Raw genomic sequence first — 18,837 nt, forward strand, 5'->3', positions numbered from 1 at the left:
CTTATCGCTGAATTAGCGGCTGAACTTTATTATCGATAGCCTCTCTGGCACGGAAGATACGGGAACGAACAGTACCGACCGGACAGTCCATAATCACAGCTATCTCTTCATAGCTTAGACCATCTAACTCCCTGAGTGTAATTGCCATCCGCAGATCCTCAGGAAGTGACTCTATGGTTTTAAAAACTATCTGCCTCAATTCTTCAGACAACATTAAGTTCTCAGGGTTCGATATTTCTTTCAATGCACCCGCATTTTCGTAATTTTCAGCATCATTTGCATCCACATCACTGGATGGTGGGCGCCGCCCCTGAGCAACTAAGTAATTTTTTGCTGTATTCACAGCAATACGGTAAAGCCACGTATAGAAAGCGCTATCGCCACGAAATGACTCCAATGCACGATAAGCTTTGATAAAAGATTCCTGAACTACATCAGGGACATCACCCTGAGGCACATAGCGGGATACAAGGCTCGCAACCTTATGCTGGTATCGAATTACCAGTAAATTGAACGATTGCTGATCACCTTTCTGGACCCGTTCAACCAGCATCTGATCCGTTAACTGCTCGCTCATCCGAGGTGAACTCTCCCGAAATCTATCCTCACGCTAAAAGTAGTACTGCCAGCCATATCTTTATTTTCCTGAGCAAGCACACGCTTGGAGTTTATAAAAATTGCAAAGTTCCATGTTGCCAGATTATTTGTCTGAATATTCTTTAGACATCTTATAGCCATAGCTTTTGCTCTGGCAGATAGGCTAACATGAATTTCACTCTTCTTCTGCACACATCATACGATATGCAATCATCATCTGAACACGTTAGCGATGTATTGATCATCGGGAGTGGCGCTGCCGGTTTGTCATTGGCTTTACGCCTGGCGCCACATTGTAAAGTAACTGTTCTGAGCAAAGGGCCACTTAATGAAGGTGCCACTTTTTATGCTCAGGGAGGTATTGCTGCCGTTTTTGATGAAACTGACAGCATTAGTTCACATGTCGATGACACCCTGATTGCTGGGGCCGGGCTTTGTGACAAAGACGCCGTAGAGTTTATTGCCAGTAACGCCCGCTCTTGCGTGCAATGGCTTATTGATCAAGGCGTCCTGTTTGATACCGAAACCAATGCCAGCGGCGAAGAACGTTATCACCTTACCCGTGAAGGCGGCCATAGCCATCGCCGTATACTGCATACTGCTGATGCTACAGGTAAAGAAGTAGAAACTACCCTGGTAGGTAAAGCAAGGACCCACCCTAACATTTTAGTGAAAGAACGCTGTAATGCTGTCGATCTTATCACGTCCAATAAAATTGGTCTGACGGGCACTAAACGTGTGGTCGGCGCTTATATCTGGAACCGGGAGCTTGAGAAAGTTGAAACTTTTCGGGCTAAAGCGGTCGTTTTAGCTACCGGTGGTGCCGCCAAAGTTTACCAATATACCACTAACCCCGATATCTCTTCTGGCGATGGTATCGCCATGGCATGGCGTGCTGGGTGTCGTGTCGCTAATTTAGAATTTAACCAATTTCATCCTACCTGCTTGTTCCATCCGCAAGCGCGTAACTTCTTACTGACCGAAGCATTACGTGGCGAAGGTGCTTACCTTAAGCGCCCTGACGGCAGCCGCTTTATGCTTGATTTTGACCCCCGAGGGGAGTTGGCCCCGCGTGATATCGTCGCCCGCGCCATAGACCATGAGATGAAGCGCCTTGGTGCTGATTGTATGTATCTGGATATCAGTCATAAACCGACTGATTTCGTGATGCAACACTTCCCGATGATCTACAAAAAACTACTGTCGCTCGGTATCGATCTGACCAAAGAAGCCATTCCTATCGTACCTGCTGCTCACTATACCTGTGGCGGTGTAATGGTAGACCAACATGGGCGTACTGACCTGGATGGTTTATATGCGATTGGCGAAGTCAGCTATACCGGCTTGCATGGCGCTAACCGCATGGCTTCTAACTCTCTACTCGAGTGCCTGGTGTATGGCTGGTCTGCCGCTGAAGATATTCTTATGCGCTTGCCACATGCCAAATTGGCGAAACATTTGCCAGACTGGGACGAAAGCCGTGTTGATAACTCTGATGAACGTGTCGTCATTCAGCATAACTGGCATGAACTGCGTTTATTCATGTGGGATTACGTCGGTATTGTGCGCACCACCAAACGCTTAGAGCGCGCTTTACGCCGTATCAACACATTACAGCAGGAGATTGATGAATATTATGCCAACTTCCGTATCTCCAATAATCTGCTGGAATTACGTAACCTCGTGCAGGTCGCTGAGTTAATCGTGCGCTGTGCCATGGAGCGTAAAGAGAGCCGTGGTTTGCATTATACGCTTGATTATCCTGATCAAATAGAGAATCCACAGCCTACCATTCTCCATCCATAATAGCTTTTCAGGGCGCGTTTCACTATCGCGCCCTGCTTATCCTGATTTTTGGCTTATCACTACAACCACTTATCACGATAACTAATAGTTGAGATAAAACTCGCTGATCAACTGACAAAACTCAGGGGAATAGACCCCTTCAGATTGACGCAAAGCTAAATGCTGATACTCCGTCTCTCCCGTCTGGCGCGATAACGTCAATAACATTCTATTTAGCGGCTTACCAGGACGATCCCTGATGTCTACTTGGCAGTGAACGAACCAGTTTTGTTGAATAGCAAGGCGGGAGAGTTCAATTCCCAAGTCATGAGGTAAAACCACACAAAACGCACCGCTCGGTGTGATAAGCTTCTCAGCACAGTTTAGTAAAGCATCATGCGTTAAGGAGCCGGTGTAACGCGCAGTATCGCGGGCCTCATCCCGGCAGGCGACCGCCGGAGCAAAATAAGGTGGATTGCTGACAATCAGATCATACTGATGAGGGTGGTTTTCAGCAAACTGGTGCACGTCCTGCTGATAAATACGAACCCGCTCAGCCCAGGGAGATGACGCCGCATTGCTGCTTGCCTGCCGTGCGGCTTCTGGCTCCAGTTCAACGCCATCAATCAATACCTCAGATGTTGAACGTTGAGCAATCATTAGAGCAATAAGTCCACTGCCACAACCGATATCCAGCACTTTACGGGCTTTTTCCACCGGCACCCAAGCCCCAAGTAGAACACCATCAGTGCCTACCTTCATCGCACAGCAATCATGTGCCACAAAGAATTGTTTAAAAGTGAAACCACCACCACGTAACACCGGTTTTTTTTTCAATTGTTCGCCCACATTAGTCACCAGAATCCATAACCGGCGTAGCATAGGACAATATGATTGAAGGGAAAAGACATCATTACCGCTTAAACAGGTGAAGAATTCGGCTAACCCGTCTATAATCGGCGCCCCAAGTAGAGGAAGACCATGACTGTAACCAATTTTTCCGAACTCGATCTCGATGAACGCCTGATTGACGCACTGCGCGACAAAGGCTATGAGCGCCCTACCGCCATTCAAGCTGCGGCTATTCCGCCAGCTATGGATGGGCGCGATGTATTGGGTTCGGCTCCAACAGGTACTGGCAAAACTGCCGCCTTTTTGCTGCCTGCCTTGCAGCATTTGCTCGATTTCCCACGCAAAAAATCTGGCCCGCCACGGATACTGATCCTGACGCCAACCCGTGAATTAGCCATGCAAGTTGCGGATCAAGCCCGTGAATTGGCCAAGCATACACAACTGGATATCGCCACGATCACCGGCGGTGTGGCTTATATGAACCACGCGGAAGTGTTTAGTGAAAATCAGGATATCGTTGTTGCGACCACTGGCCGCTTGTTGCAATACATCAAAGAAGAGAACTTTGACTGTCGGGCAGTAGAAACCCTGATTCTGGATGAAGCCGACCGTATGCTGGATATGGGCTTTGCGCAGGACATTGAAACCATCGCCGCAGAGACTCGCTGGCGTAAACAAACCTTACTGTTCTCCGCCACGCTTGAAGGTGAAGCTATCCGTGAGTTTGCGGAACGCATCCTGAATGAGCCGGTAGAGTTGGAAGCCGATCCATCTCGTCGCGAACGTAAAAAAATTCAGCAATGGTACTATCGTGCTGACAATATCGAACACAAAACCGCGCTGCTAGTGCATCTGCTCAAGCAACCGGAAGTGCAGAAATCCATCATTTTCGTCAGAACCCGTGAAAAGGTACACCAACTGGTCAGTTGGCTACGTGAGGCCGGAATTAACGCCTGGTTCCTCGAAGGTGAAATGGTTCAGGCGAAGCGCACCGAAGCCGTTATTCGTTTAGGCGATGGCCGGGTTAACGTTCTGGTTGCCACTGATGTGGCTTCACGCGGCCTCGACATCGACGATATCAGTCATGTATTCAACTTTGATCTGCCGCTGACATCTGACGTCTATCTGCACCGTATTGGCCGTACTGGCCGCGCCGGGCGCAAAGGTGTTGCTATCTCATTAGTTGAAGCGCATGACCATCTATTGCTGGGTAAAATTGGCCGTTATCTGAACGAACCATTGAAGCCACGGGTTATTGATGAATTACGCCCGACCAGTAAGGCACCAAGCGAAAAAACCACCGGTAAGCCTTCTAAAAAGGTTTTAGCAAAGCGTAAAGAGCTAAAAGAAGCCAGCAAAGAGAAGGTAAAGGTTAAGGTACGTCACCGCGATGCCAAAAATGTTGGTAAGCGGCGTAAGCCAAAGGAAAAACCTGATACCAAGAGTGCTGATTGATTTAGCATTCTTGCGAAGAAGCCGCTTACAATAGCGGCTTTTTTATTATCAGCACGATGGCGACAACCTTACTGTATTTCGCACTCAAGTTGCGTTTTAGCCTATCCGGCTAATATTCTGCTACTGCTGATAAATCTCAGCGAGTTTCTTCCCGCGCAGCCAGGTATTCAATTGCTGGTGTTTTTGTTGCATTTCAGCACTTTGAATATTCAAAGGCGTCATGGCAAAATATTGTTGAAAGGTCGCCCCCTGCTTGTTGCGTAATTCAGGATCAGCACCGGCTTTTAATAGCCGCAATGCCAGATCTGGCGCATTGGTTTTGCCCGCTAAATGCAGTGGTGTATCCCCCATCCGATCAGCCATATTCGGATCGACCCCAGCAACTAACAGCAGGATAACCTGAACTCCGCGCCCCGCCATAACAGCCGCAGCCAATGGCGTCGCCAGTGTCACACTATTGCGCGCATTAGGTTTCATACGACCTTCAAGTAAAATTTGCAGGTAATGCGCATCTTGCACACTAGCCGCCGTATGCCAGGCGGTATCACCCCGCATGCCCGACTGAAATGGATCAGCATGCTCTTGCAGCAACGCCGCTAAACTTTCTGGCTGTTGGTTGAGAATAGCCCACTGCATCAGGGTTAGCGACCGATCACCTTGCTGCTGCAACAACTTTTCATTTGCTAACTGATGGATCTGTTTTACATCTCCGTGGACAATCGCATCAGCGATCGGTATTACAGTCGGATCAGTAAAAGCTGTATTAATATCTGTCATCGCCTGCCCCTCAAAACTTATTAATGGCATCAAAACACCGTAGATGGCATAACGCAAATGGCGCCTCACCCTCATTGCCAGTGTCGATTCAGGCATACTGCCGCTCCCAAGGTTGTTGTTCACTCATTGAGCTGATCACTTTATCAATACTGTGTGCCGATAAGCGGCGTTCAAGGTGCTTATGTGGCAGCCAATCATCTATCCCTGTGAGTTTGTCACTATTTGTCAGAGTGATTTTATGGCCTACCGCATCAGGAATTAACCACGTAGATTCCTGTGCATCTGTCAGCAAATCATATTGTTCGCTATAGCAGCGCACACCACCGTTTCCTGCTGAAATCCGTGCTTGAGTGGGGTCCATACCAAGGCGATTTATGGTATGGTCTGAAACACCCGCGGCATTAAATGTCACCGCAAATGTTCCACTCGCTAATGCTGCGGTCGCCGCCAAACCGCCCCCCAATGAGTGCCCGGTAATCACCAGCGCATCACCAAATGCCATTTTTGCTGTTTTCCCTACAGCAACGGCTTGATTATACTGTACATCATCGTAGCCAGTGGCTTGCCGGATGTTACTTAGCCAATCATTTACATCATTGGTACCGGCAAAGGATAAAACATACTGCTGATTATCATGATAAATCCCAGCCTGAAATCCTGAAGCACTATTAAATAAACTCGCCGGATCTATTCCCGCAGCCAGTAACTCACCATCACTCAAACGTGTAAACCCGCCGATGCTCCCAGCAGCAGGAGCGTAAACATCTTTAGCGAGTAATGCTAATGAATAGTCCCCTTGCTGTGATCCTTGTCCATTTGATATCGCAACATGCTCACTCCCCGTCGCAGATCCGTTACTTCGTGTCAGGCTAACGTTAGCTTGCATACTGTAACAAAGCTCATTACCTGCCAGCGTTGCTGCTGTATGATGAGTCGGTTGTCCCACTGAAGGCTTGTCCGCGGTGGTGACATCCCTCTTTGGCAGTTCCGATGGGTTCACTTGACTCATTAAACCTACTAATGCAGTAGGCCCAATCAAACTGACAGGTCCACTCATGCCAACTCCTTGTCGAAAGATAATCCAGATAATTAGTTCGGCGTTATGGGTTTATCTATCGACACATCGGATGAGTTCTTAAATAGAAATGATAAGATTTACTTATAAATATAGAGAAGTGTGATCGTTATCAAATTTATCGACCACTAAATAGCAGAGATGAAAAAGGGAGCCGAAGCTCCCTTAGAATTTTTGAATGACTTAAACGTTATGACAAAAATTACAGACTTTCAGTGAAAGTACGAGTAATCACATCACGTTGTTGTTCTGGTGTCAGAGAGTTAAAACGCACTGCATAGCCAGAAACACGAATCGTCAACTGAGGATATTTTTCTGGATTTTTCACTGCATCTTCCAGTGTTTCGCGGCGCAGAACGTTAACGTTCAAATGCTGACCACCTTCAACACGCACTGTTGGCTGCACTTCCAGTGGAACTTCGCGATATTCAATCTGGCCTAACTCACTGGCAGGAACTATCTGATCTTCGGCATAACCCGCTTTAGCGCAAACGCAGCGCAATTCAGATTTTTCATCATCCAACAGCCAAAAAGAGTTCAGTAAGGCTTCATTGTTAGCTTTAGTAATTTGAATACCAGTAATCATTTGGTGCCTCCATAATGCGGATATAAATTCCAAGGGGGAGAAACTATCTTGGTTATTTGGTAAAACCATTGTTGTCTTATTGTTCTGTATACCAGTCAGACCGTCGCAATTCTTTGACTTAAATCAATCTTTCGGCCATGTCAGTAATAACTCCATCGGCAAATTTATGTTTTATATCAATTTTATCAAAACGACTGACAGCAAATATTTTTGTAAATTTTCAACATTTTTTGCATAAAAAGGTCAAAAAATCATCATTACGTCACAGAGTCAGGTTTAACGGTTTCACTCACCGGTTTGAACCGGTAAGCTAACGCACATCAATACTTTGCAGAAACCAAGGAGAGTGTTTATGTCTGCCTCCCTTACCTGGCACGATGTGATCGGCCAGGAAAAAGAACAGCCTTACTTTAGAGATACACTGGCCTATGTGGCAGCAGAACGCAGTGCTGGCAAGACTATCTATCCTGCGCAAAAAGATGTATTTAACGCATTCCGCCTGACTGAATTGGATCAGGTTAAAGTGGTTATTTTAGGGCAAGACCCCTACCACGGCCCCAATCAAGCACATGGATTATCATTTTCTGTGTTACCTGGTGTGCCGGCGCCTCCCTCTTTGGTGAACATGTACAAAGAGTTGGCTACCGATATTCCAGGCTTTGAGCGCCCCAATCATGGCTTCTTGCAAAGCTGGGCCGAACAAGGGGTATTGCTGCTCAATACCGTGCTAACCGTTGAAGCAGGTAATGCGCACTCTCATGCTAACCTTGGTTGGGAAACCTTCACTGATAAAGTCATTGCAGCCCTGAATGAACATCGTGATGGGGTGATTTTTATGCTGTGGGGAGCACATGCCCAGAAGAAGGGCCGGATCATTGATACCCAACGCCACTTTATTTTAAAAGCGCCGCACCCATCGCCGCTGTCTGCCCATCGTGGTTTTCTTGGTTGTAAGCACTTTTCACAAGCAAATCAGCTACTGCAACAGCACAATCAACAAGCTATTGATTGGCAACCAAAACTACCAACAGCAGATTAAAATACCAAGATAGTTAAATAAAAAAAGGCACCCGAAGGTGCCTTTTTCACGTCAGGACACCTTAAGCTTTCGCTTTAGATACCGCAACCATTGCCGGGCGTAGCAAACGGCCATTTAGCGTATAGCCTTTTTGCATCACCATCATCACATGATTTGGTTCATGATCAGCAGATTCAAGCATCGTCATTGCCTGATGAACATCAGGATTAAACGGCACATGGGTATCAGCGACAACCTCAATGCCGAATTTACCTACTGCATCGAGCAGTGATTTCAGCGTCAACTCGACACCTTCAATCATCGAAGTCAGTTCGGCATTGCTTTTATCAGCAGTATCCAGTGCACGTTCCAGATTATCGATCACTGGCAATAATTCAGATGAAAATCTTTCCAGTGCAAACTTATGCGCTTTTTCAACATCCAATTCAGTACGACGACGGATATTCTCAACTTCAGCCTTAGCGCGTAGCAAGCTTTCGCGCTCACGCTGTACGGCTGCAGCCAACTGCGCTTCAAGCTCGGCAACACGCGGATCTACACCTTCACCCGTCTCTTGTGTCGCTTCCACTTGCTGCTCTGCTGCATTTTCCATTTCTTCCGAGACTTGCTCGTTTGGTGTTTTCTGTTCTTTACTACTCATGGATATCTCCGCGTTTTAGCATTAATCTCGCTACTTGGCTTATTATGGGGATCAAAACCGGGGATTCAAGGGAACCGGTCATAATGTGGGGTAAAAGACACCCCAGTAAGGAAAATCACGGCAATGAATAATAAAAGATTCAATTGTATTGGTATTGTCGGTCACCCACGGCATCCGGCTGCACTTGCCACCCATGAGATGCTCTACCACTGGTTAAACGCCAAAGGTTATGACGTGATGGTTGAACAGCAGATCGCCAAAGATCTAAATTTAACCGATGCCATTACCGGCAGCTTGGCTGATATTGGCCAAAAAGCCGATTTAGCCGTGGTGGTCGGGGGCGACGGCAATATGCTCGGTGCCGCGCGAGTACTCGCTCGCTATGATATCAAAGTCATCGGTGTCAACCGAGGCAATCTGGGCTTTCTGACTGATTTGGACCCGGATAATGCCCAACAACAACTTTCAGATGTACTGGAAGGCGAATACCTAAGCGAACAACGCTTCTTACTAGAAGTACAAGTGACTCGTACCAATCAGCAAAGCCGCATCAGCACAGCAATCAATGAAGTGGTTTTGCATCCGGGTAAAGTGGCACATATGATTGAATTCGAAGTGTATATCGATAACCGCTTCGCTTTTTCTCAACGTTCAGACGGCCTGATCATTGCCACCCCTACCGGCTCGACGGCTTATTCGCTCTCGGCTGGTGGTCCAATCCTCACCCCCACCCTAGACGCCATCGTATTGGTCCCGATGTTCCCACACACTCTAACCGCCAGACCTCTGGTCATTAATAGTAGCAGCACCATCCGATTGAAGTTTTCGCAAATCACCAGCGACCTGGAAATAAGCTGTGATAGCCAGATAGCACTACCGATTCAGGAGGGTGAAGAAGTATTAATTCGCCGTAGTGATTTTCACCTTAATCTTATTCATCCAAAGGACTACAGTTATTTCAATACGTTAAGTACAAAACTAGGTTGGTCGAAAAAATTATTCTAAAAAGTGCCGCAAGGACTTTACTGTATATAAAACCAGTCTATACTGTATTCAAATACAGCCATGTGTTTATGTACAGGAGATTTACCATGCTGGCCCAATTAACCATCAGTAATTTTGCAATTGTGCGTGAGTTAGAAATCGATTTTCAACCCGGGATGACAGCAATTACTGGCGAAACAGGGGCAGGTAAATCTATCGCCATAGATGCATTGGGGTTATGCCTTGGTAGCCGCTCAGATGGCAGCATGGTGCGTTTAGGTGCAACGCGTGCTGATATTTGTGCTCGCTTTTCACTGACAGACACCCCATCGGCCCGACAGTGGTTGGAAAATAACCATCTTGATGACAGTAATGAATGCCTATTGCGGCGGGCTATTGGAACCGATGGCCGCTCAAGAGGCTTTATTAATGGTACGGCAGTCCCCCTGTCACAACTGCGAGAGTTAGGCCAACATCTCATCCAGATTCACGGCCAACATGCCCATCAGTTGCTATTAAGACCAGATCATCAAAAACAGCTATTAGATGCCTACGCAGACCAGTCTGCTTTGCTGAGCGAAATGAAAACAGCCTATCAAATCTGGCACCAAAGCTGCCGGGCACTGGCACTCCATCAACAGCAATCTCTGGAACGTAACGCCCGAAAGGAATTATTGCAATATCAGTTGAAAGAACTAAATTCATTTGTCCCACAAGCGGGGGAATATGAACAAATTGATATCGAATATAAGCGTTTGGCAAACAGTGGGCAGTTGTTGTCACTCAGCCAACAAGCCTTACAATTGCTGTCGGATGATGAACAGAATAACATTCTCAGCCAGCTCTTCTCAGCCAAACACCAGTTAGCCGAACTGGCTGGCATGGATGAACAATTTAATAATTTATTAAATATGCTAGAAGAGGCTTCTATCCAAATCAGTGAAGCCAGTGATGAGCTACGCCATTATGCGGAGCAATTTGATATGGACCCTAACCGTTTGTATGAATTGGAACAACGGTTATCTCGTCAATTAAATCTGGCCCGTAAACACCATGTAGCACCAGAAGAGTTACCCTTGTTTCACCAGCAATTGCTGGATGAGCAAGAACAGCTGTCACGGCAAGAAAACGACCATGAGCAACTCAGCCACGCGGTAAATACTCACTATCAACACGCGTTAGAGATAGCTAACCGGTTGCACCAAGAACGCCAGCATTATGCTGATGAATTGGCCGCGCTAATTACCGAAAGCATGCATGAATTATCAATGCCACATGGCCAATTCACGATTGACACCCATTTTGAGCCAGAGCACCTCAGTGCTGAAGGGGCGACCCGCATTGAGTTCTGCGTCACTACCAACCCAGGTCAACCGCTACAAGCACTGGCCAAAGTCGCCTCCGGTGGTGAACTGTCTCGCATCGCATTGGCGATTCAGGTGATTACAGCGCGTAAAATGGATACTCCTGCGCTTATCTTCGATGAAGTTGATGTTGGTATCAGTGGACCAACGGCAGCCATAGTGGGCCGCCTGTTGCGTCAGCTTGGTGAATCGACTCAGGTTATGTGTGTGACCCACCTTCCACAAGTTGCGGGTTGTGGCCATCAACATTTCTTTGTGAGTAAACAAACCGATGGCACTGAAACCGAAACCCATATGCATCGGCTAGATAAAAAAGCCCGCTTGCAAGAGTTGGCGCGCCTTCTGGGCGGCAGTGAAGTGACGAAAAACACCTTGGCAAATGCAAAAGAATTGCTCGCAGCATAGAAAAGATTAACTTTTTTCCTTTCCAGAGGTCATACAGGTGCCCTGTAAAGGTTTCCAACTGCTGCAAGGTCTATTATCATCGTCATCCTACGCCCTAAAGGAATGTGATTACTATGCGCTGTAAAATGCTGACTGCCGCCGCTGTGATGCTTGCAATGCTTACTGCGGGTTGTTCAACGCTGGAGAAGGTGGTCTACCGGCCTGATATTAATCAGGGTAACTATTTATCATCTAATGACGCGTCCAAAATTCATAAAGGTATGACCCAGCAACAAGTGGCATATACCTTAGGCACACCAATGCTACAGGACCCGTTTGGCACCAAAACCTGGTTCTATGTGTTCCGCCAACAACCTGGCCACCAGAAAGTAACACAACAGACGTTGACGTTGACCTTTGATAGCAGCGGCGTGCTGACTGATATCAAAAACGAACCAACATTAGCAGGAAATTAATTTATCCGAAGATTGCAGAACAGATGAAGGGAACGAATACTGATTATGGTTTTAGGCAACAAGCCGCCTAATGCTTATGCAACCATAGGATGGCGTACGCTTTTTCTTCGATAGCAGTTCAGGGCTACAATAAAAATAAGGCACAGACGGTGCCTTATTTTTTTGCCTGTTCGGCGCGTTGTCGGCGTAACTCTTTAGGGTCTGCGCTCAGAGGGCGATAAATCTCAACACGATCACCCGTGGAAAGCTTATCTCCCAGCTTTACCGGGCGGCTGTAAACACCCACTTTATTTTTTGTCAGATCAATATCTGATCGTAACTCAAGTAAACCTGATGCTTTGATAGCATCCTCAACAGTACTGCCAGCCTCAAGTGAAACAGTCCGCAAATATTGGCGTTCAGGCAAGGCATAAACCACCTCAACGCGAATCTCAGACACTGTATACCTCTTTAGCACGTTGAGTGAACGCCTGCACCATATTGCCAGCTAATTCCTTGAATATTTTACCAAAAGCCAACTCAATCAGCTTATTGGTAAATTCAAAATCCAGGTGCAGTTCAACTTTACAAGCATCTGCACTTAATGGGGTAAAATGCCATCCGCCCATTAATTTCCGAAATGGCCCATCTACCAATTGCATATTAATGCTCTGGTTATCAGTCAATGTATTGCGTGTAGTAAACGTTTTACTGATACCAGCCTTGGCGACATCAACTGCGGCCGTCATTTCATTTTCAGTAACATCAAGCACCCGGCTGCCGGTGCAACCAGGCAAAAATTCTGGATAAGAGCGAACATCATTAACCAGTTGATACATCTGTTCTACGCTAAACGGAACCAACGCAGAGCGGCTAATCTGTGGCATAACATTTCCTGTGAGACATAAAACGCGCTGATAATACCATTTATCTACCGCCAGACAAAAAATCTGCTAGGCATTCTACGCAACAAATGAGACAAAATGCACAGGCATCCTGCGGGAAAGGATTTCATTCGCCTCCGCATACAGTATAATGATCAATACTATGACAAAGAAAAAAGCATACAAACCCGGTTCCGCAACCATTGCGCAAAATAAACGAGCCCGCCATGAATACTTCATTGAAGAAGAGTTCGAAGCGGGTCTTGCGCTGCAAGGTTGGGAAGTAAAATCTCTGCGTGCTGGCAAAGCCAACATTAGTGATAGCTACGTAACCTTTAGAAATGGCGAAGCCTTCTTGTTTGGCGCCACCATTACGCCGTTGAACGTTGCGTCGACTCATGTTGTCTGCGAGCCAATGCGTACCCGTAAACTGCTGCTAAACAAACGCGAGCTGGATTCGCTGCTCGGTAAAGTTAATCGCGACGGTTTTACCGTAGTTGCCCTTTCCGTATATTGGAAAAATGCTTGGGTTAAAGTTAAAATCGGTGTCGCAAAAGGTAAGAAAGATCACGATAAACGTGATGACATCAAAGATCGTGAATGGCAGGTCGATAAAGCCAGAATAATGAAACACGCTAACCGTTAAGTCTCTGGCTTATCAGCGTATAGTTCTGGTATACTATAGAAGTTCTTTGGGGCTGATTCTGGATTCGACGGGATTCGCGAAACCCAAGGTGCATGCCGAGGTGCGGAGGCCTCGTAAAAAACCGCAAAAAAAATAATTGCAAACGACTCGCAATACGAATCTGCTGCTTTAGCAGCTTAATCAGCCTAAGAAACTGAAGGTTCCCTCTCTCCCTAGCCTCCGCTCTTAGGACGGGGATCAAGAGAGGTCAAACCCAAAAGAGCTCGTGTGGAAACCTTGCCTGGGGTTGAAGCATTAAAACTAATCAGGATAGTTTGTTAGTGGCGTGTCCGTCCGCAGCTAACCGGCGAATGTAATGACTGGACTAAGCATGTAGTGCCGACGGCGTAGTAATTTCGGACGGGGGTTCAAATCCCCCCAGCTCCACCACATTTTGTTTTATTGAAGTATAGTAAAGTCTACTAAGCCCGCATGGAACCAGCCTTGCGGGCTTTTTTACGTCTATAGTAGTCTACCGAGAATTGCTAGAAACCACTACTTATGGCACCCTCCTTGGGACCCTACACAAAGGGTCCAAAACTTGAGGGTCCCAAAATGGCAAAACTCGCTAAAAAACTCACGGATACTGAAATCAAAAGCACTAAACCTGCAGACAAAGAAATCAACTTGTTTGACGGTGATGGCCTAATGCTAAGAATCGCCCCCCTCTCAAGGGGTGGAAAGAAAAATTGGTATTTCAGGTATGCAGTGCCAGTAACTAAAAAGCGAACAAAGATAAGCCTCGGAACCTACCCCCACCTCACGTTAGCAAGAGCAAGAGTTTTGCGGGATGAATACCTATCTTTACTTGCCAATGGCATCGATCCACAAGTCCATAACAACGATAAAGCTAATGCATTAAAGGATGCTACTGAGCACACGCTACAAGCCGTTGCTCGAAAGTGGTTAGATGAGAAGGTAAAGACATCTGGTATATCCAAAGACCATGCAGTAGACATTTGGCGTAGTCTTGAACGAAATATCTTCCCCGGATTAGGCAATGTTCCTATCAAAGAGATCCGGCCTAAGTTATTGAAGCAGCATCTTGACCCAATTGAACAACGCGGTGTATTGGAAACCCTGCGCCGAATCATTTCCCGCTTGAATGAAATCTTCCGCTGGGCAGCGACAGAAGAACTTATTGAGTTTAATCCTGCTGATAACCTCGGTCAGCGTTTTAGTAAACCTAAAAAGCAAAATATGCCCGCCCTTCCCCCCAGCGAACTACCAAGATTTATGGCTGCATTGGCGAATGCTTCCATACGGCTGGAAACACGTATGCTGATTGAATGGCAGTTACTTACTTGGGTTCGCCCCGGAGAGGCTGTTCGTGCGCGTTGGGCTGACATCGATACAGAAAACAAAATCTGGAACATCCCCCCTGAATTTATGAAGATGAAACGTCCTCATAAGGTGCCGCTCAGCAAAGAAGCTCTTCGTATACTAGAAAATATGCAGCCTATCAGTAGCCATCGTGAATGGGTGTTCCCCAGCATAAAAACTCCGCTGACCCATATGCATGAGCAAACAGCCAATGCAGCGTTAATCCGTATGGGTTTAGGTGGTGAATTGGTTGCCCACGGTATGCGATCTATCGCAAGGACTGCTGCAGAAGAAAGCGGTAAGTTCAGGACTGAAGTGCTTGAATCAGCTTTAGCTCATACCAAAAGCACTGAGATTATAGCTGCTTACAATCGTGCAGAGTATCTCGTCGAAAGAGCAGATCTTATGCAATGGTGGGGGGATTATATTCAAGTGCAGAAACATAAGGCTATTGCTGCGTGATAGTGATGCGCTCCTATTATTCCAACAAAGAAAGTCTGCGTTAAATGAGTAATCATACCCAAGCAGAAGTATGTGGTTGTGCTTTCCGTTCTAAGACTTGTAGCATATTGTGATTGAATCAAGTTTGTGGTCAAAGAACGCCAAATAATCCATCCGCGTCATACAGCTTATATGGGTGCAAGCATCTTGACTTGCGCAGGCCGATGATGCGGTGGTGGGGGAATTTAATCGGGATGGGATCATTAGGCCGTTTGAATTTGCTCATAAGTAGTAATCAATATATACAAGAACATACCCTTCATGATAAGAATATACCGAAGACATAGTATATGTAGCTTCACTATTTTCGGTTGTTAGAAATTGATTTAAGCATAAAAATATACCATAAAGTTAGACTATATTATTTAACTTTCAATTTAATCCACTAACAAGCTTGGTTTTTAATAGACTTTTAGCGTGAGCCTTAATAAAAGGTGGAGGCAATGCATTACCTATCATAAGAGCAATAGCGCCTTTCCCATGTTTTATATTAAATAAATAATCCACAGGAAACCCTTGCAATACAGCTGCTTCTCTTAAACTAATGACTCGATCTTCAGTTGGATGTAAGAATCGACCTTTGGATGGATTATTACATCCACTTGTAATTGTTGGAGAAACATCGTCCCAAGACATACGTCCATACACATCAAAAAAACCTGATACCTTTTTATGGCATGCTAAATGATATTCCTCAGGTAAATCAGTTCTACTCCCCCCATTTCTAGGAATATGCTTTATAATGTTCATAACATGCTGTGAACGATTTTCTTTTAAATAATGAAGAGGATCGTTGTTAGCAATTTTTAATTCAATATTAAAAATAGCCTCACGAATATTAACAATCTTCTTATTTTTTTCGGCCAAGTTCGGTTTATGACCTTTACAAGCTAAAAGTATTAATCTTTTTCTCCGCTGTGGTACACCATAGTCAGAAGCATTTAAAACATCAAAAGTAGACAAATAGCCATTAGAATCTAAAAACTGTAAAAGTTTATTAAATCGGCCATCTGATACTAAATTAGGTACATTCTCAAGCATAACCATTTTTGGTTTCATAACCTGAATGAAACGTATAAATTCGAAAATAAGATCATTTCTGCAATCTTCAATCGAAGAAATTTTATTTTTGGTTCTCAAACGGGAAAATCCTTGGCATGGAGGGCATCCGGCCAATAAAGTTAATTCTCCCGGATTCATATTTAGATCATGGAGAATTTTATTAGGATCTAAACTTCGAACATCTGCATGATACATTAAGGAATGGGGATGGTTCTGTTCATATGTTTCTTTTGCCTTAAGATCAATTTCTATTGCTGCCTTAACACTAAAACCTGCTTGTAATAATCCTTGACTTAATCCACCACAACCACTAAACATATCTAATGCACTGATTTCTATCCTATTTTTAGGTAATTGTGACATTTTAACTCCAAGATTATACTGCAAGTAACCACTCATTAAGCTTATCGACTATTTTAATCAAATTAGGATTATTGTCATCCATTTTATTTAGATAATGCACAGCTATTCCCGATAACTGCTGAGAATTTAAATCCGCCCCCCCTGCTTCGCGACAAAATCTTTCTTTATATTCTTGAGATGTAGGATATTCATCCATAATTCCCATTGCGTTCAATACTATTGCATCAGGACATTTTAAAGGTAAATAATCTAGTTGACTGCGAATCCAGCTTAAATAATCTAGTTTTTTACGAATCCTATCTTTATTTATCCCCTCAGAATCATTCCCACCATTAATAAGGAGTTTTGGCACGCAACCAATATTTGATTTTAATATATCATCTAAATTTTCATATTCCGATGGCGAAACTGTTTGAGGATTAGTAAATTCTTCAACATATTTTTTATCCCCATCTAAATATACGAAGCTATTTAAACCCGCCTGAATAAGCACTGGTATTTGATAAACTAAAATGGAGTCAGAGCCGCCTTCGGCTACCATTACTTCAAATGTATCGGCATCCCCTTTGTCTAAAATCTTCATGGCCCTGTCTATAACATTTTTAGCCATAATATCTTCAACATAGATTCTACGCTTTGAAGTCGTAGACTTACCAAGACGGTGTAATGCCACATGAGGGGAGCAACTATTAATTATCCGAGTTTTATTTTCCCCATTATCCTCTAAAACTTTTATCGCATCATAAGGAATATCTTCAATAAGATCCATTGAGTGGGTAGATACAATAACTTGTAGTTTCTTAATTATTATCAAATGCAATATAAATTTTAAAAGCTCTTTTTGTGCTCCGGGATGCAAAGATGTTTCAGGTTCATCTAAAAGAACAAGCGAATAATCTTTACAGGATAAAAGCTTAATAACAATGCTTACTACCGAAAGTTCTCCACTACCAGCGTATGCTTCTGAATATTTAATCCCCCGATCAAAAATCACGCTTACATCTTCACCTTCTTGTTTAGGGTAAAGAGAATGTCTTATATATTGTGCAGAAATGTAATCTCTGCCTAAAATAGATGAAATAAACTTCAATTCATTATCACTTAACATCCGATTTTCAAAAACACGTTCTCTTCCACCTCCGAGAGACCAACTGTTAACATTTCTATCAACTACCCTACGTAGCCTCTTTGAGCCATTTAACATCTCTTCATTTTTTTTACTTTGGCCTTTTTTTAACGAAGTAAAATCTTCACCTAAATGCATTGTTCTATCAAATGCACCTATAATCATTTTTAGGTTTAAATAAAGAACATCTTTTTGAACAGGATTCCAACGGTCAGAAGATTTTCTTGGAAAGTTATCAACAGGCATATCAACCATGCCATCACCTTTGCTTACTTTCGTCGGCTCCCAAACCTCATAACTTCGAGTATCCCTTTTTACTAATGATTTTCTTGTTTCAACAATGCTGTTATATTCAGTATGCCAATGACCATATACATATCGAGGTGGATTTTTATTAACTGAAAGAATAGGATCTAGTGCTGTTGAAAACCAAAACTTTGAAGTGCTATATCCCTCAGGCATTCCGAAAAGTGCATGGAGGATAGAGCTTTTACCTATTCCATTCGCACCAACTAATGCGGTAAATGGAAAATTGAAATCAACTCTTGCAAAATTTTCAAGCCCTTTAAAATTAGGAAACCTAGCATGCGTTATATAATTTTTGAAAAAACTATTTTTATCTTTTGATTTTATTTCTGAGACTAGCTCTTGAATACTATATTTCTCTAATGGTTTTTTCTTAGCCACTTTTAAGTCCCTAAGTTATCATTTAGCGTGAATAGTTTCGTATCTTTTCAAGCATATGTAGCCATTGAATTAGGCTGCAAAAACGCGTCGGTATACTATTAAATTATATCACTTATATGATAAGTGCAAAGCAAAATATCACCACAGTCAATAACCGGCAAGCAATTGTTTTTAAATAACTTTATTACATTTCTCATCAAAGAAATGTAAGGT

At 44.3% G+C, this 18,837-nt stretch carries 18 protein-coding genes and 1 other RNA gene; 9 read left to right on the forward strand and 10 right to left on the reverse strand.

Annotated features, from left to right (window positions below; translation table 11 throughout):
* Position 1: 1 nt before the first annotated feature.
* Positions 2-577, reverse strand: a complete 576-nt coding sequence (gene rpoE, locus Q2T72_RS16410) for an RNA polymerase sigma factor RpoE (protein ID WP_005159396.1) — start codon at positions 575-577, stop codon at positions 2-4.
* 224 nt (positions 578-801) lie between these two features.
* On the opposite strand from rpoE, the gene nadB reads away from it, so the two are divergent.
* Positions 802-2,403 (forward strand): L-aspartate oxidase, encoded by a 1,602-nt coding sequence (nadB, locus tag Q2T72_RS16415; protein ID WP_372569908.1) that lies wholly within the window; start codon positions 802-804, stop codon positions 2,401-2,403.
* A gap of 81 nt (positions 2,404-2,484) precedes the next feature.
* Here nadB and Q2T72_RS16420 read toward each other — a convergent pair whose 3' ends face one another.
* Positions 2,485-3,231 carry a tRNA1(Val) (adenine(37)-N6)-methyltransferase gene (locus Q2T72_RS16420; RefSeq protein WP_193784872.1) on the reverse strand — a complete coding sequence of 249 codons (747 nt, stop codon included), beginning with the start codon at positions 3,229-3,231 and terminating at the stop codon, positions 2,485-2,487.
* 132 nt (positions 3,232-3,363) lie between these two features.
* Between Q2T72_RS16420 and srmB the strand changes: the two genes are divergently transcribed.
* On the forward strand, positions 3,364-4,689 hold the full coding sequence (srmB, locus tag Q2T72_RS16425) for an ATP-dependent RNA helicase SrmB (RefSeq protein ID WP_005188653.1): 1,326 nt from the start codon (positions 3,364-3,366) through the stop codon (positions 4,687-4,689).
* Positions 4,690-4,809: 120 nt separating this feature from the next.
* Here srmB and Q2T72_RS16430 read toward each other — a convergent pair whose 3' ends face one another.
* The 3 genes from Q2T72_RS16430 to grcA form a co-directional block, all read right to left on the reverse strand.
* Complete coding sequence (locus Q2T72_RS16430; RefSeq protein WP_372569480.1) at positions 4,810-5,466, reverse strand: ankyrin repeat domain-containing protein; 657 nt, start codon at positions 5,464-5,466, stop codon at positions 4,810-4,812.
* An 88-nt stretch (positions 5,467-5,554) separates the two neighbouring features.
* Positions 5,555-6,523, reverse strand: coding sequence for a DUF2974 domain-containing protein (locus tag Q2T72_RS16435; RefSeq protein WP_083163118.1), 969 nt, complete (start codon positions 6,521-6,523; stop codon positions 5,555-5,557).
* A 220-nt stretch (positions 6,524-6,743) separates the two neighbouring features.
* Positions 6,744-7,127, reverse strand: a complete 384-nt coding sequence (gene grcA, locus Q2T72_RS16440) for an autonomous glycyl radical cofactor GrcA (RefSeq protein ID WP_005188661.1) — start codon at positions 7,125-7,127, stop codon at positions 6,744-6,746.
* Positions 7,128-7,479: 352 nt separating this feature from the next.
* Between grcA and ung the strand changes: the two genes are divergently transcribed.
* A complete protein-coding gene (gene ung, locus Q2T72_RS16445; protein WP_372569481.1) occupies positions 7,480-8,166 on the forward strand; it encodes a uracil-DNA glycosylase in 687 nt (228 codons plus the stop codon).
* 61 nt (positions 8,167-8,227) lie between these two features.
* Here the strand turns inward: ung and grpE are convergent, their stop codons facing one another.
* Positions 8,228-8,806 carry a nucleotide exchange factor GrpE gene (gene grpE / locus Q2T72_RS16450; RefSeq protein WP_083163114.1) on the reverse strand — a complete coding sequence of 193 codons (579 nt, stop codon included), beginning with the start codon at positions 8,804-8,806 and terminating at the stop codon, positions 8,228-8,230.
* Between the two features lie 123 nt (positions 8,807-8,929).
* On the opposite strand from grpE, the gene nadK reads away from it, so the two are divergent.
* From nadK to bamE, 3 genes are all read left to right on the forward strand, one after another.
* Complete coding sequence (gene nadK, locus Q2T72_RS16455; RefSeq protein ID WP_083163112.1) at positions 8,930-9,811, forward strand: NAD(+) kinase; 882 nt, start codon at positions 8,930-8,932, stop codon at positions 9,809-9,811.
* Positions 9,812-9,897: 86 nt separating this feature from the next.
* Positions 9,898-11,559: a DNA repair protein RecN gene (recN, locus tag Q2T72_RS16460; protein WP_372569482.1), complete on the forward strand. Its 1,662-nt coding sequence runs from the start codon at positions 9,898-9,900 to the stop codon at positions 11,557-11,559.
* 113 nt (positions 11,560-11,672) lie between these two features.
* Positions 11,673-12,014 carry an outer membrane protein assembly factor BamE gene (bamE, locus tag Q2T72_RS16465; protein ID WP_372569483.1) on the forward strand — a complete coding sequence of 114 codons (342 nt, stop codon included), beginning with the start codon at positions 11,673-11,675 and terminating at the stop codon, positions 12,012-12,014.
* A 154-nt stretch (positions 12,015-12,168) separates the two neighbouring features.
* Here the strand turns inward: bamE and Q2T72_RS16470 are convergent, their stop codons facing one another.
* Both Q2T72_RS16470 and Q2T72_RS16475 read right to left on the reverse strand, forming a co-directional pair.
* Entirely contained in the window at positions 12,169-12,453 is a 285-nt protein-coding gene (locus Q2T72_RS16470) for an RnfH family protein (protein WP_083163106.1), read from the reverse strand.
* On the reverse strand, positions 12,446-12,880 hold the full coding sequence (locus Q2T72_RS16475) for a type II toxin-antitoxin system RatA family toxin (protein WP_005188672.1): 435 nt from the start codon (positions 12,878-12,880) through the stop codon (positions 12,446-12,448). The genes Q2T72_RS16470 and Q2T72_RS16475 overlap by 8 nt, the downstream gene beginning before the upstream one ends.
* A 160-nt stretch (positions 12,881-13,040) precedes the next feature.
* Here Q2T72_RS16475 and smpB point away from each other — a divergent pair, with 160 nt between their 5' ends.
* The 3 genes from smpB to Q2T72_RS16490 all read left to right on the forward strand — a co-directional run bounded on the left by smpB (position 13,041) and on the right by Q2T72_RS16490 (position 15,347).
* Entirely contained in the window at positions 13,041-13,523 is a 483-nt protein-coding gene (gene smpB, locus Q2T72_RS16480) for an SsrA-binding protein SmpB (protein WP_049608454.1), read from the forward strand.
* 48 nt (positions 13,524-13,571) lie between these two features.
* Positions 13,572-13,952: a transfer-messenger RNA gene (gene ssrA, locus Q2T72_RS16485) on the forward strand.
* Positions 13,953-14,117: 165 nt separating this feature from the next.
* Complete coding sequence (locus Q2T72_RS16490; protein ID WP_372569484.1) at positions 14,118-15,347, forward strand: integrase domain-containing protein; 1,230 nt, start codon at positions 14,118-14,120, stop codon at positions 15,345-15,347.
* A 411-nt stretch (positions 15,348-15,758) separates the two neighbouring features.
* On the opposite strand, the gene Q2T72_RS16495 is transcribed toward Q2T72_RS16490, so the two are convergent.
* Complete coding sequence (locus Q2T72_RS16495; protein WP_372569485.1) at positions 15,759-16,811, reverse strand: DNA cytosine methyltransferase; 1,053 nt, start codon at positions 16,809-16,811, stop codon at positions 15,759-15,761.
* A gap of 13 nt (positions 16,812-16,824) precedes the next feature.
* The gene (locus Q2T72_RS16500) at positions 16,825-18,624 is read right to left on the reverse strand and encodes an AAA family ATPase (protein ID WP_372569487.1); all 1,800 of its coding nucleotides are present in this window, start codon (positions 18,622-18,624) and stop codon (positions 16,825-16,827) included.
* Positions 18,625-18,837 lie beyond the last annotated feature (213 nt).

The organism is Yersinia sp. 2466 StPb PI (assembly GCF_041538325.1).
GTDB classification, from domain to species: Bacteria; Pseudomonadota; Gammaproteobacteria; order Enterobacterales; family Enterobacteriaceae; genus Yersinia; species Yersinia enterocolitica_E.

Coding starts and splice junctions, on each gene's coding strand:
- rpoE (WP_005159396.1), bottom strand. CDS start 577: ATGAGCGAGCAGTTAACGGATCAGATGCTGGTTGAACGGGTCCAGAAA.
- nadB (WP_372569908.1), top strand. CDS start 802: ATGCAATCATCATCTGAACACGTTAGCGATGTATTGATCATCGGGAGT.
- srmB (WP_005188653.1), top strand. CDS start 3,364: ATGACTGTAACCAATTTTTCCGAACTCGATCTCGATGAACGCCTGATT.
- Q2T72_RS16430 (WP_372569480.1), bottom strand. CDS start 5,466: ATGACAGATATTAATACAGCTTTTACTGATCCGACTGTAATACCGATC.
- Q2T72_RS16435 (WP_083163118.1), bottom strand. CDS start 6,523: ATGAGTGGACCTGTCAGTTTGATTGGGCCTACTGCATTAGTAGGTTTA.
- grcA (WP_005188661.1), bottom strand. CDS start 7,127: ATGATTACTGGTATTCAAATTACTAAAGCTAACAATGAAGCCTTACTG.
- ung (WP_372569481.1), top strand. CDS start 7,480: ATGTCTGCCTCCCTTACCTGGCACGATGTGATCGGCCAGGAAAAAGAA.
- grpE (WP_083163114.1), bottom strand. CDS start 8,806: ATGAGTAGTAAAGAACAGAAAACACCAAACGAGCAAGTCTCGGAAGAA.
- nadK (WP_083163112.1), top strand. CDS start 8,930: ATGAATAATAAAAGATTCAATTGTATTGGTATTGTCGGTCACCCACGG.
- recN (WP_372569482.1), top strand. CDS start 9,898: ATGCTGGCCCAATTAACCATCAGTAATTTTGCAATTGTGCGTGAGTTA.
- bamE (WP_372569483.1), top strand. CDS start 11,673: ATGCGCTGTAAAATGCTGACTGCCGCCGCTGTGATGCTTGCAATGCTT.
- Q2T72_RS16475 (WP_005188672.1), bottom strand. CDS start 12,880: ATGCCACAGATTAGCCGCTCTGCGTTGGTTCCGTTTAGCGTAGAACAG.
- smpB (WP_049608454.1), top strand. CDS start 13,041: ATGACAAAGAAAAAAGCATACAAACCCGGTTCCGCAACCATTGCGCAA.
- Q2T72_RS16490 (WP_372569484.1), top strand. CDS start 14,118: ATGGCAAAACTCGCTAAAAAACTCACGGATACTGAAATCAAAAGCACT.
- Q2T72_RS16495 (WP_372569485.1), bottom strand. CDS start 16,811: ATGTCACAATTACCTAAAAATAGGATAGAAATCAGTGCATTAGATATG.